Raw genomic sequence first — 12,603 nt, 5'->3', positions numbered from 1 at the left:
TTCCTCGTGGCGGCCATCTCACCCGGACAAGGGGGGCCGCCTTCCAGGCCGCAGGATCGGTCCTGGGCCCGACCAAGGGCAAGTGGTTTGAGGGGTTATTTCGCGGCGATCGAGATGGTGACCGTGTCCTGGTACTGCCCGGCCACGGCCTGGTTGTTGCCCGGCAGGCTGACGGCCAGGGTGCCCTGGCGGGCCTGCCCGGACCCGGACCGGTCCGTGGTCAGCGACCCGTTCTTGGCGGCGGCCGTGTTGTCGTAGCTCAGGTTGTAGGCCACGGCGCCGGACCCGGTGGCGCTGCTTTTCAGCGTGCCGCTGTTGGCCGAGGCGACCGAGACGGTGTAGCCGCTGCCGGCGTTGCACTGTTCGGTCACCGATCCCACGGTCACGGCGTTCTGGCCGTTGACCAGGTCCAGCGTGGCGTTGCTGTCGGTGACCGCGACGGTGCAGACGGTGGGAACGGTGGCGCCGATGCGGATGGTGCCGGTGGTACCGGCCGCCCAGGCGGCGGAGGCCAGGGCCAGGGTGGCGGCAACGCTCAGGGCCAAACAAACACCATGCGCGGGGGCATGGGGCGTATCGGGCAGATGCTGGGACATTTTAGTCTCCAAGGACGCCAGCCGGGCCGGCGCCATCTGTCGTTCATGATGGGTCGCCGCCTTCTGCGGCACCCCGCCTCGGATCAAATGGATGATCCTGGACGCTGATCCAGAGCTTATGTCAGTTCGCCGTCACCGTCATCAACAGATAGTCGGTATAGGTGCCGGCGATGACCTTGGTGACGTCGCCGATGACGACGATGAAGGTGTGCCGGTCCAGGCTGGAGTAGCTATAATAGGTCAGGGTGGTGCCGCTGGACGGCACGCCCCGGCCATCCACGGTCATGCTGTAGGGAATCGAGGTGCCGGCGCCGCTGTTCACCAGCCGGCCGCCGTTCTGCGACTGGATGGAGACGCTGTAGCCGGTGTTGCCCGACACTTCCAGGTCGAAGCTGCGGCTGGCGCCGGTGGTCAGTTCCCCGAAGTCGACGTTGGCGGCCGACACTCCCAGGTTGGTGCGCACGCCGCCGACGTTGACGGTGGCCGAGACGGAGGTGCGGACGGTCGCCCGCACCTGGACGATGGCGCTGTCCATGACGGCGACGACCCCGCCTGAGCTGTTCAGCTGATACAGCGTCACCGTCACCTGGTCGAAGTAGTAGTTGGATCCCACCAGCTGGCCGGCGGGGACGGAGGCGTAGAAGCCGGTGGTGACCGTCTGGGTGCCCCGGCCGTTGTTGACCGAGCCGGTGATCAGGTTGCTGACGTTGCCGGTGCCAGAGTCGCCCACCCGCTGGGTCAGCGCCGCGTCCTTGTACAGGTCATAGCTCAGCCAGTTGCCGCTGAGGCCCAGCATGCGCCGCGTGCTGCCCCACAGGCCGCTGTCGATGCCGATGCCGAAGGTGCAGTTGCTGCCGGCGATGTACTGCACCGTCACCGTGTTGTAGGTCGGGGGCTGCAAGGCCGCGAAGGGGTCGTAGCTGGTGACCGGCGTCACCTGCGACAGGCCGCTCAGCTGGGCGAAGCAGGTCTGCAGCGCGCGGGCCGGGGTCGCCGGCAGGGCCATCAGCAGGGCCAGCGCCAGCAGGGCCCAGAGATGGACGCCCCTGAATCGGGCGGCACGGGGCGGGCGAAGGCGGGTCGGCTGGTCCATGGCATCCAAAATAGCGGCGTCCCGGCCCGGGCGCACCCGGTCAAGGGGATGGTCCCGGCGGCGCGGGCCGTCGGGCGATGCCGCGTCATCAAGCAAGAAACGTTCCGGCCGGCCGTCTTGGGCGGCCCGGTGCCCGGAACCTATCCCCATGATCTTCAAGGTCCGGTTCCTCATGAGGGGCCGCCCCCCGTCGTCGACGCCGGCTTGGTGGGCGACAGGTTGATGGTCTGCCCGGGCAGCGCCTCCAGTTTCAGTGTGCCCAGCGGGAACGTGCCTTCGGCCTCGGGCGGCACCGTCACGGGGATGGGCTTGTGTGGCACGCCCGTCAGCTGCATCTGCCATTCGCCGGGGCGCACGCCCTCCACGCGGAAGCGGCCTTTGCGGTTGGTGAAGAACTGCACCTCCTGCCCGGCCTTGGGGTCTTTGGCGTTGACGGTCTTCACGCCCTTGCCGTCGGTGCGGTGCAGGACGCCGGCCGCCAGCGGCACGGGTTTGCCTTCGGGATCCAGCAGGACGCCATCCAGCGACACGGTGGCGTCGGTGCCGATGGGCACCAGGGTGCCGGTGTGGTTGCCGGGCACGATGGCCGGGCGGTCGTTGCCGATGTCATAGCCCATGGGCGCGTCCGGCACGTCCAGCAGCAGCGGCCGCACCAAGTAGGCCGAGATGTTGGGCACCACCGGCGGGCCCAGCCAGTCGCTGGACGACAGGTAGTGGCCGGTGACGGGATCGACGCCGATCTCCTCATCCGCGATGCGGGGGTGGGGGACCACCATGGCGAAACTGTTGGTCACCGGCCGCGTGACGCCGACATGGCCGTCGGCGAAGACCAGGCCGGTGGCGAAGTTCAGGGTGGTGCGCTCGTCATTCTGCAGCGGCCCGTCCAGGGTGGACAGGCGCTGGCTGTAGTCGTGGCGGATGGACGCCTCGAACCGGTCCATGGTGTAGCCGGCCGAGCCGCTGGCCTGGTAGGTGCCGGTGGTGTTGGTGGCGTCCACCGACAGGTTCCAGGAGTTGGTGGGCCACGGGTCCTGGTAACGCCAGTCCAGCTCGCGCTGGCGGCTGAGCGTGTCCGTGGTGAAGCCGGCGGACTGCACGCCGTCGCCGAAGGTGTAGCGGAAGGCCAGGTAGGCGCTGTTGTCCGCCTCGCGCGTCACGGTGTTGCGCGCCCGGCTCAGCGTCAGCTCCAGCGTGGCGTGGCGGCCGAAGCGGCGGCGGAAGCCCAGATCGACCGAATAGCCGTCGATCTGGCTGTCGTCGCGCACCAGCTGGTAACGGCCGCTGAGCGTCGCGGTCAGATCCTCGTCCAGCGGCTGGCCATAGCGGGCGGACAGGTCGTAGGACACGGTGTTGCGCGGGTCCAGGGTGCCCAGGCTGGCATAGCCGCCGGACCGCCAGCTGCCCTGCGCCGTCAGGGTGCGCTGCTGGTAGAACTGCTCATCGTTCGTATAGTCGCGGTAGGTCAGGTCCACCGACGCCCCACGCGACGCGCCCAGGCTGGCCCCTGGGTTGATGCCGATGGTGCCCAGGCCGGTGACGAACAGCACCTCCGTGCCGATGACCTGCTGGCTCTTGTCCGCCTGCAGGCTGGCGCCCAGGGTCAGGTCGTCGGTGATGCCCTGGCGATGATAGGCGGAAAAGGTGGGGCGGCTGCGGTCGTAGATCAGGCGGTCTGTACCGGTGGTGTAGGGGATGCCCACCGTGTAGTTGAACTCCGACACCCCCTCCGCCAGCAGCTCCGAATCGAAGAAGAAGGGGAAGTCGATGGTCCGCGTCTGGCCATAGGCGTCGGTGATGCGCACCTGCACGTCGTTGGTGCCGGACGTGCCGGGGAAGTCGGACAGGTTCACGGGCCCCGCCTCCTCGCGGAAGACGCGGGTGGGGCGTCCGTTCACCAGCACCTCCACTTGCGACGGCGAATCCAGGATGAAGTCGCGGCTGCCCGTGGGCTGGATGGCGCGGTAGGGTTGCAGGGTGTAGTTGCGGGCGATGGACAGGCCGGTCAGGGGCCGGTTGGTCTGGATGCCGGTGATGGAATAGTCCAGGTCGCCGGCCTGCAGGCGCACCGCGTCGTCGGTGAAATCGCGGATCAGCCGGGCGGTGCCGCGCATGAAATGGTGGCTGTACTGTTCCTGGTACTGCCCCTCCCACTCGAAGGACCAGCCGTCGATGTTGCCGCCGCCATCCAGGCCCACGTTCAGGGGCTGGCGGTAGTTGCCGCTGTCGGTGGCGGGCTGGGCCAGAAAGACCTGGGCGGTGCGCAGGTTGATGTAGGCGGCGGCGTCCGCCGGCTCCAGCACCTGGTAGCCGCTGGCGGCGTTGGCGCGGTTCACCACCGTCAGGTTGCGGATGGCGCGCAGCTGTGGCGGCACCTTGACCGACAGGGTCAGCTCCTTGGGGTCCACCGTGATGGAGATGGCGGCGGCCCCGGGGCCGCTCCTGGGGCCGCCGGCTGGCCCGCCCAGGCTCAGCGCGCTCAGCTTGGCATAGCCGTCTGGCCCGGCCTGGGCCACCAGGTCGCTCAGCACCTTGGCCTGGACGAAATCGTGCAGCAGCAGGGCCAGGCGGTTCAGGTCCACCTGGGTTTCGGCGGGGTCGGGCGCCACCTTGGCCGGCACCTGGCCAACCTCGCGCCCCTCCACCTTCACCGGCAGGTCCAGGGTGGTGGGCTTCTCCGCCTTCTTCTTCTTGCCGAAGGTCTTCTCGAACAAGGCCTCGGTGTTCTGGGCGGTGGGGGGCGTGTTGGCGGGGGCCGTCTGCGCGCGCGCCGACCCAACCAGCGCCGGCCCTGCCAGGGTCGATCCGACCACGGCCGCCATCAGGGCGCAAATAAGCGCGCCCCGGCGCGGGCGGCCGGGGCGGTCAAGGGAAAAGGCGCCGCCGAACAGGCGGTTACCGATATTCAGGCGCGACAGGCGCAACGCCGTCCTCGTCTCAGGGCACTCGGGGGGAGGGTCAGGGCACCGACAGGGTCACCGTGGCGGGGCCCTGGGGCAGATCCGCCGGCCAGGGGATATGGAAACGGCGGGTGACCCCGGCAAGGACGTTTTCACCGACCATGCCCGTCAGCTGCTCCTTGCGCAGGGTGACGGTCTTGCCATTCACCTGGGCGGTCACCTCAAGGTCGCGCATGACCTGGCGCGAGGTGCCGTCGTTGCGCACCACCACCTCCATGACGGTGCCGGTGGCCGGCGCCGTGGCGGCCTTGGGCCCGGCTGACACCACGGTCAGCTTGGGCTTCGCCCCTTCCGGCACGACGTAGAGGGAGGCGACGTACTTCACCAGCAGCTTCACCTGCCCGCCTTGCACGGGCGTGCCGCCCAGGTCGATGGGCAGCTGTTCCGCCACCAGGCGGAAGGGCAGTTCCTTGGCCGGTTTGGGGTCGCCCGACCATTGCACGCGGATGGACTGGTTCTCGCCAGGTTGCAGGATGATCTGCTCGGGCACGATGGCGAAGCTGTCCTCCGCGTCGGTCAGGACGTCCTGGCCGTCCTGGTCCATGCCGCGCGCCATGACCTTGACGTCGATGGCCACGGGGTCCTTGCCGTCATTCTCCACCCGGAAGATCTGGGTGGCGCCGCGCCCGCTGGGCTCCATGTCCATCTCGATGGGGATCAGACGGAACGAGGCCAGCGCGCCGGTGGACAGCAGCACAGCGCCCGCCAAGGTCGTGGCCAGGACCCGCGTGAAGCGGAAGAAACGGAACCGGTGAAATGCCGACATGGATGATCGCCCGACTCTTGTAGCGTTTTAGTACAGCGCGTGTGAATGCGGCCGCAGGTGTTAAATAACGGTGTATGGGTCTATTTGAATGCCGCCCCCCGGCGTTTGCGGCCCCACCATACCCACATGCGGCCAGCGTTGCATCCGCTTCCGTGACACGTTCGCGCGAATTCCGAAAGTGTCCCGATGGGCGCGCGGCTAAATCTGGTCTCCACCGGCGCCCTGGGGTAGACCAGGGGACCGCTTTTCAACAACAGACCGGTTCCCATCATGGCCACCCTGTTCGTCGCGCGCAGCGCCAACCTGTCGAAATGGGCCTCCGACGTCGGCCTGCCCAAGAACATCTTCAAGGTGGGCGTGGTCGAGGGCGGCGCCGATGCCGTGGCCGCGGCGCTGGCCGCCGGCTGGGCGGCGGAAAAGGACTGGACCCTCGTGAAGAAGATCGAGGTCGGCGACTGGACGGAGGAAGAGGCGCTGGAACGCCTGTCCGCCAAGGAAAAGCCCGTCGACCCCAACTATTATCCCCGCCTGAAGGGGGCGGCCGGCGTCTACAAGCTGACGCCCACCACCGTGGGCAACCACCTGATCGTGGCCCGTGCCATGGCCGGCAACGAAAGCCTGGATTTCAAGCTGAAGGTCGCCGACTACGCCAATTACCTAATACAGTTTGCCCAACCGCCGAAGGCGGCGGGCGAATAAGGAGGCCGAAGGCGGCGGGTGAATAAGCTGCGCCCGGCAAGAGGGCTCAGGCTGTCGTGGGGCAACGGCCCGGCGAGGATGATTGACGCCTGAATATTGCCTGACTAAAGTCAGAGATATGGACGACGATCAACTCTCCCGCGTGCGCCGCTTCAACCGGGCGGTCACCCACCGCATCGGCGTGCTGGACGGCAATTACCTGGGCAGCGGCCGCCCGCTGGGGGAGGCCCGCCTGCTGTTCGAGATCGGCCGGGACGGCACGACGGTGCGCGAGCTGCGCGCCCGCCTGGGCCTGGACTCGGGCTATCTCAGCCGGATGCTGCGGGTCTTCGAGGCGGAGAAGCTGACGACCACCCAGCCCGACGCGCGGGACGCCCGGGTGCGGCGGGTGACCCTGACGCCTCAGGGTCAGCGGGAATGGGACATGCTGGACCAGCGCTCACGGGACCGGGCGGCCTCGCTGCTGGAGCCGCTGGGCCCGTCGCAGCGCCAACGCCTGCTGGACGCGATGGCGGAGGTGGAGCGTTTCCTGCGGGCGTCGGCGGTGGTGATCGAGCCCGCCGACCCCTTCAGCGACGAGGCGCAGGCCTGCCTCCAGGACTATTTCCAGGAACTGGCGGCGCGGTTCGACTCCGGTTTCGATCCCGCGCGCAGCGCGCCGGCGGAGCCTGGGGACCTGGTGCCGCCGTCGGGCTGGTTCCTCCTCGCGCGGCTGGATGGGGTGGCCGTGGGCTGCGGCGCGCTCAAAATCCAAAGCGATGGTTACGGGGAGATCAAGCGCATGTGGGTGGCGCCGACCGTTCGCGGCCTGGGCGTCGCCCAGCGCCTGCTGCGGGCGCTGGAGGATCACGCGGCCGCCGCCGGCGTGGACATCCTGCAACTGGACACCAACGGCACCCTTACCGAGGCGCGCAGGCTCTATGCCCGCAACGGCTATGCCGAGATCCCGCCGTACAACGACAATCCCTACGCCCAGCACTGGTTCGAGAAGCGGGGCCTGCAGCCCGCCCGCTGACCTGGCCCATCAGGACGTGGCCCATCAGGACGCGGCGATCTTCTTCAGGGCGTTCTCGTACGCTTCCGGCGGCTGGCCGCCGGAGATGAGGTAGCGGCCGTTGACGATCACGGCGGGCACCGACTGGATGCCGCGCGACAGCCACAACTGTTCCGCCTCGCGCACCTCGGCGGCGTAGCGGTCCCCGGCCAGGATGGCGCGGGCCTCCGCCGTGTCCAGCCCGGCCTGGGCCACGGCCGCCAGCAGCACCCCGGTGTCGGACGGATCTTCCCCCTGGGTGAAGTAGGCCTGGAACAGGGCCAGCTTCAGGGCCAGTTGGCGCTCGACCCCTTGCGTCTCGGCCCAGTGCAGCAGGCGGTGGGCGTCGAAGGTGTTGTAGATGCGGCGCTTCGCGCCATTGGCGCCGGTGGCCGACATGGTGAAGCCGACAGCCGCCGCGCGGGCGCGGATCATCTCCCGCGTCTGGGCCATCTGGTCGGGGGTGGAGCCGTACTTCTGGCTGATGTGCTCATCCAGGTCCTGGCCCGCCGGCCCCATCTGCGGGTTCAGCTCAAAGGGCTGGAAGTGGATGTCGGCCTCGACCTCACCCTCCAGCCGCGCCAGCGCCGCTTGCAGGCCCTTCAGCCCGATGACGCACCACGGACAGGAAACGTCGGAGACGAAGTCGATGTGCAGGCGCGTGGGCATGGGGCAAGTCTTCCGGCGGGCGGGAACTGGGGCGGGAACCATGGGCCGGCTGCGTGGGGTGTGCCGTGCCGCCCGTCACAGCCGTCTTAATAGACGAGTTCGTCGTCGCCCTTGCCGGAGGCGATGACGATCTCGCCCCGGGCGGCCATGTCCTTGGCCAGCTGCACCATGTACATCTGCGCCTCGTCCACGTCGCGCAGGCGCACCGGGCCCATGGCGGCCATGTCCTCGCGCATGATCTTGGCGGCGCGCTCGGACATGTTGGTGAAGAACAGGTCCTTCAGGGTTTCCGAGGCGCCCTTCAAGGCGGTCGCCAGCTTGGCCTTGTCGACGGAACGCAGCAGCGACTGCACGCCCGATGGGTCCAGCTTGCCCAGATCCTCGAAGGTGAACATCAGGGCGCGGATGCGCTCCGCGCTGTCGCGGTTACGTTCTTCCAGCGCGGCGATGAAGCGGCTTTCCGTGCTGCGGTCCAGGCTGTTGAAGATTTCCGCCATCATCTCGTGCGCGTCGCGGCGGTTGGTGCGCGCCAGGTTGGACATGAACTCGGTGCGCAGCGTGCGCTCGATGTCGTCCACCACCTCCTTCTGCACCGATTCCATGCGCAGCATGCGCATGATGACTTCCATGGCGAAGCTTTCGGGCAGCAGCTGCAGCACGCGGCCGGCGTGGTCGGCCTTGATCTTGGTCAGGATGACGGCGACGGTCTGCGGGTATTCGTTCTTCAGGTAGTTGGCCAGCACCTGCTCGTTCACGTTGGCCAGCTTGTCCCACATGGTGCGACCCGCGGGACCGCGGATCTCTTCCATGATGGTGTCGACCTTCTCCTTGGGCAGCACCTTCATCAGCAGGCGTTCGGTGCTGTCGAAGGTACCGACCAGGGAGCCGGTGGAACTGATCTGCTCCGCGAACTCGACGAACAGGCGCTCCACGATGTTGGAACTGACCGAGCCCAGGTTGGCCATGGTCTGGGACAGTTCCTTGATCTCGTCTTCCGCCATCAGGGCGAACAGGCGGCTGGCATGTTCCTCGCCCAGCGCCAGCATCAGCACGGCGGCCTTCTCCGGCCCCGTTAGACCCCGGTAATCTTCACGTACCCGGATCGCCATGTATCGTCGTCTCCTGTCCGGCGCGATGATGCCGCCGGATTGTTCCGGAAGGGACGGGCTTTAGTCATGCCACGGTCCCTGAACCACTAGGGAAAGTACACCCGGCCCCGGCGGCAGGATAGAATTTTTGTCGCAAGCGGGTCCGGCCGGGCCTGCCCCGTATAAGGGGTGTGGAACCAGCGCCTTCCAGGCCCGTTTCCACGGCAATTCGGGAGTAGGACGATGACCCAGCGGTACGTGCAGATATGGGCGGTGATGGCCTTGGCCCTGGCGGGCTGCCAATCCGCCCCGCCGGACGCGGCCACCAAGGACGGTCCGGCCAATGGTGCCGTGGCCTCGGCGACCGAGGCGCCCGGCGCCAAGCCCATGGCGGCGCAGCCGGCCTGTTTCTTCACCCGTGACATCGATGGCTGGAACAGCATCGATCCCTATACGGTGCGCATCCGCGTGGGCGTCAACAAGCGCTATGACCTGAAGCTGTTCATGCCCCAGCCCGATCTGTCCACCCGCCTGCAACTGGCCATCGTGACCAAGCCCGGCGGGTCGGATTGGGTCTGTTCCCCCATGGACATCGAGATCATCGGCGAGCCCCTGCACCTGCGCGTGCCGGTGCGGGAGATCATCGCCGTGCCGCCGGACCCGAAGGGGAAGGGCGGGGACCATGACCGGGATGGGGACGGCGCGGCCAAGGACCCCGGCCCGGCGGCCACCCCGAAGCCGGGCCCGCAGCCCGGCGCGACGGGCGCCTGAGGCGGGCAGGGGAATCCGGCTGGATGGAACGGCGGGGGCCCCGGCATGACGCCGGGCCCCGCAGAACCTCGACTTTTACTCTTCGCTATCGCCGTCGGCGGCCTGGCCCGGCGCCGCGCGGCGGCGCGGTGGGAAGCGGTCGCCCCCCGCCGGGCCGCCATGGCTGCGGGGCGGCCCCTCGGCCCGCTGGGCGGCGGCGCCGTCGATCGAACCGGTCCAGCCGGACGACCGCGGACGCGCGCTGCGCTCCTCGGCGGCGGCGATGGTGCCTTCCAGTTCGCGGATACGCTCCTTCAGCGGGGCGATCATCGGGCTGCTGCGATTGCGGGCCAGATATTGTTCCAGGTCGCCCTTCAGGCGCTGCAACTGATTGCGCAAGGTCGCCAGGTCCGTTTTCGGCTTGGCGGAGCGGAAAACCCGTTCCTCGTGTCTGGTCACACCCGTCCTCCATTCGCGCCGGCGTCAACTGCCGACGGCTGGTCTGCCCCCCAGATATAGCAGCGACGGGCGTTTCATGAAACCCGGCGCGATGGGGGAGGGGTGACGCCGTTCTTATCGGGGTAGTCCCGGCTCCGCTCACCCGCCCCTTCCCCGGGGGCGGCGTTCGCTACGGGGCGCCCAGGCAGTGGGCCATCGCCTGCCGCAGGTGGTTGCTGTCCAGGGGCTTGGGCACGATGGCGAAGCCCAGGCTCTCCGCTTCCGCCACGCGGTCGCCATAGCCGCTGACCAGCAGGATGGGCAGGCCCGGGTGCAGGTGGCGCACGGTCTGGGCCAATTCCAGGCCGTTGCGGCCCCCGGGCAGCACGATGTCGCTCACCATCAGCGAGATGTCCGGCCGCTCGGCCAGCAGCGACTGGGCGGCGTCGGCCGTCGTCGCGGCCAGGACGCGGAAGCCCAGCGCCTCCACCATGTCCCGCATGACCTTGGCCACCGTTGGATTGTCCTCCACCAGCAGGACCTGGCGCCCGTTGCCGGCGACCTCGGGAATCCCGTTGGCTGGGGCCTCATTGGCTGGAATGAGGCCCGCGCCGTCCTCTTCGGCCCGGGGCAGGTAGAGGGTGATGGTGGTGCCGGCCGCGGCGCTGTTCGGGGCGGCCGCGTTCAGGCTGTCGGCCAGGGCCGCGCCGCCGGACTGGCGGGCCAGGCCGTGCACCTGGGCCAGGCCCAGGCCGGTGGATTTGCCGTCCTGCTTGGTGGTGAAGAAGGGATCGAAGACCCGGTCCAGGATGTCGGCCGGAATGCCGGACCCCGTGTCGCAGACCGTCAGACGCACGAAATCGCCCATCAGGCCGCCGGTGCGCTCGCTTTCATGGCTGGCGGGGTCGATGTGGACGTTGGCGGCCGCCAGGCGCAGCACGCCGCCCCGGGGCATGGCGTCGCGGGCGTTGACCGCCATGTTCAGCAGCGCCAGGTCGAACTCCGTCCTGTCCACGCGCAGGGACCACAGGCTGGGCGGCAGCGCCGTTTCCAGGCGGATGTCACCGCGCAGCGCCGGGCGCAGCAGATCGGCGATGTCGTCGCCCATGTCCGACAGCCGCACCAGATCCAGGTGCAGGCGGGGCCGGCGGCTGAAGGTGCGCAGATTGTGGGTCAGCCGTTCCCCCCAGGCGATCGCCTGCAGCATGGCGTCCAGCACCTCGCGCTGGGGTTCGGTGTGCGGGCGGCGGCACAGCACCTCCGCCCCGCTGCGCACGGTCATCAACAGGTTGGCGAAGTCGTGGATGATGCCACCGGTGATCTGGTCCAGCGCCTGCAGCCGCTGGGTGCGCAGCAGCGCGCCCTCCGCCTGCTCCCGCCGGGTTTCCGCCGCGCGCAGGGCCTGGGCCGCCAGCCTTTCCCGCCGGGCGCGGCGCAGGGCCAGCAGCGTGGTGGCGCACAGCGCCCCCATGACCGGCAGGGCCAGCAGGGCCAGCCACCCCAGGCGCCGATGCCATTGGCGGTCCAGCTGAGCCCGGTCCACGCCCACCATCACCGTCAGCGACGCGTTGGCGATCAGCCGGCAGGCCGTCAGCCGCTGCCGCCCCTCGTTCGCGGCGCCCGCATCCGGTGAACTCGCGTCCTTGCTGCCATCGGGGGCGGCGTCGCGCCAGGCGGCGCGGGCGCTGGGACAGGCGGGGTCGATCCGCGCCCCATCGGTCGCGATGGGGCGGCCGGCCATCACGATACCTTCGCGGTTGACCAGCAGGACGGTCGTGGCCGGATCGTCTTGCGTCACCCGCCGATAGAAATCGTCGAAATAGGCCAGCGACATGGAAACGGCGGCGATGCCGGCCAAGCCGCCGTCGGGGTGGCTCAGGCGGCGGGCCAGGCTGAAGGCGCGCTGGCCCCCCGGTTTCCCGGCATTGGCCGCCAGGCTGTCGGACGGGGGGACCAGCATCTCCGTCTGGCCGGCGCGCAACTGGCCGTAGGCGGGGCTGTCGGTGATGTCGGGCCTGCCGGTGGCGGGGCCGGTGGTGGGGCCGTTGGTGGGGCCGGTGGCGGGGCCAATGGCGGGGATGTGACGGCTGGCGGCCAGGGGCCGGCCCTGCGCATCCCACAGCCACAGCGTCTGGATTTGGGGAATGCCGGCCACCATACCGGCCAGGGCGGCACCCACCTGATCCGTGTCCCGGGGATGGGCCACATCGAGATGGGCGGGATCGAGGTCGCGCACCCGGTCCAGGATCAGCCGGTCGCTCTCGATCACCTTTTGGGCGTGTTCGTCCACCGCCGCCGCGATGCGCTCCACCCGGTCGCCGGCTTGGGCGACGATGTCCCGGCGGCTTTCAAGCCCCGCCGCGGCCAGCAGGACCAGGGGAACCAGCACGGCGGCCAGCAACTGCAGGCGCAGGGCCGCGATGGTGGTGGGCGCGCGCGCCAGCTCCGCCCCCGCCACCCGCGCCGCCCCGATGTCGGAATTGACCGTCACGACCGCCCTTGCGTCCCTCAGCC

At 69.2% G+C, this 12,603-nt stretch carries 11 protein-coding genes; 3 read left to right on the top strand and 8 right to left on the bottom strand.

Features of this window, described 5'->3' with window-relative positions:
• Nucleotides 1-95 precede the first annotated feature (95 nt).
• The 4 genes from UAJ10_RS28665 to UAJ10_RS28650 form a co-directional block, all read right to left on the bottom strand.
• Nucleotides 96-596 (bottom strand): spore coat protein U domain-containing protein, encoded by a 501-nt coding sequence (locus tag UAJ10_RS28665; protein WP_322918792.1) that lies wholly within the window; start codon nt 594-596, stop codon nt 96-98.
• Between the two features lie 121 nt (nt 597-717).
• Nucleotides 718-1,689: a spore coat protein U domain-containing protein gene (locus UAJ10_RS28660; RefSeq protein WP_322918791.1), complete on the bottom strand. Its 972-nt coding sequence runs from the start codon at nt 1,687-1,689 to the stop codon at nt 718-720.
• Nucleotides 1,690-1,859: 170 nt separating this feature from the next.
• Nucleotides 1,860-4,610, bottom strand: a complete 2,751-nt coding sequence (locus tag UAJ10_RS28655) for a fimbria/pilus outer membrane usher protein (RefSeq protein ID WP_322918790.1) — start codon at nt 4,608-4,610, stop codon at nt 1,860-1,862.
• A gap of 34 nt (nt 4,611-4,644) precedes the next feature.
• Nucleotides 4,645-5,412, bottom strand: a complete 768-nt coding sequence (locus UAJ10_RS28650; RefSeq protein ID WP_322918789.1) for a fimbrial biogenesis chaperone — start codon at nt 5,410-5,412, stop codon at nt 4,645-4,647.
• A gap of 270 nt (nt 5,413-5,682) precedes the next feature.
• Between UAJ10_RS28650 and UAJ10_RS28645 the strand changes: the two genes are divergently transcribed.
• The gene (locus UAJ10_RS28645; protein ID WP_322918788.1) at nt 5,683-6,111 is read left to right on the top strand and encodes a hypothetical protein; all 429 of its coding nucleotides are present in this window, start codon (nt 5,683-5,685) and stop codon (nt 6,109-6,111) included.
• Between the two features lie 118 nt (nt 6,112-6,229).
• Nucleotides 6,230-7,126, top strand: a complete 897-nt coding sequence (locus UAJ10_RS28640) for a bifunctional helix-turn-helix transcriptional regulator/GNAT family N-acetyltransferase (RefSeq protein WP_322918787.1) — start codon at nt 6,230-6,232, stop codon at nt 7,124-7,126.
• A 24-nt stretch (nt 7,127-7,150) separates the two neighbouring features.
• On the opposite strand, the gene UAJ10_RS28635 is transcribed toward UAJ10_RS28640, so the two are convergent.
• Nucleotides 7,151-7,813: a DsbA family oxidoreductase gene (locus UAJ10_RS28635; RefSeq protein ID WP_322918786.1), complete on the bottom strand. Its 663-nt coding sequence runs from the start codon at nt 7,811-7,813 to the stop codon at nt 7,151-7,153.
• 86 nt (nt 7,814-7,899) lie between these two features.
• Entirely contained in the window at nt 7,900-8,922 is a 1,023-nt protein-coding gene (fliG, locus tag UAJ10_RS28630; protein ID WP_004271656.1) for a flagellar motor switch protein FliG, read from the bottom strand.
• A gap of 222 nt (nt 8,923-9,144) precedes the next feature.
• Between fliG and UAJ10_RS28625 the strand changes: the two genes are divergently transcribed.
• Complete coding sequence (locus tag UAJ10_RS28625) at nt 9,145-9,672, top strand: DUF6491 family protein (protein ID WP_322918785.1); 528 nt, start codon at nt 9,145-9,147, stop codon at nt 9,670-9,672.
• Between the two features lie 75 nt (nt 9,673-9,747).
• Here the strand turns inward: UAJ10_RS28625 and UAJ10_RS28620 are convergent, their stop codons facing one another.
• Nucleotides 9,748-10,110: a hypothetical protein gene (locus UAJ10_RS28620; protein ID WP_322918784.1), complete on the bottom strand. Its 363-nt coding sequence runs from the start codon at nt 10,108-10,110 to the stop codon at nt 9,748-9,750.
• A 169-nt stretch (nt 10,111-10,279) separates the two neighbouring features.
• Nucleotides 10,280-12,580, bottom strand: coding sequence for a hybrid sensor histidine kinase/response regulator (locus UAJ10_RS28615; RefSeq protein ID WP_322918783.1), 2,301 nt, complete (start codon nt 12,578-12,580; stop codon nt 10,280-10,282).
• Nucleotides 12,581-12,603 lie beyond the last annotated feature (23 nt).

The sequence above is a fragment of the Nitrospirillum guaranorum genome (assembly GCF_034653275.1).
In the GTDB taxonomy this organism is placed as follows: Bacteria; Pseudomonadota; Alphaproteobacteria; order Azospirillales; family Azospirillaceae; genus Nitrospirillum.
The sequence above is the reverse complement of the archived record's forward strand: the minus strand, read 5'-3'. Positions and strand labels throughout refer to the sequence as shown.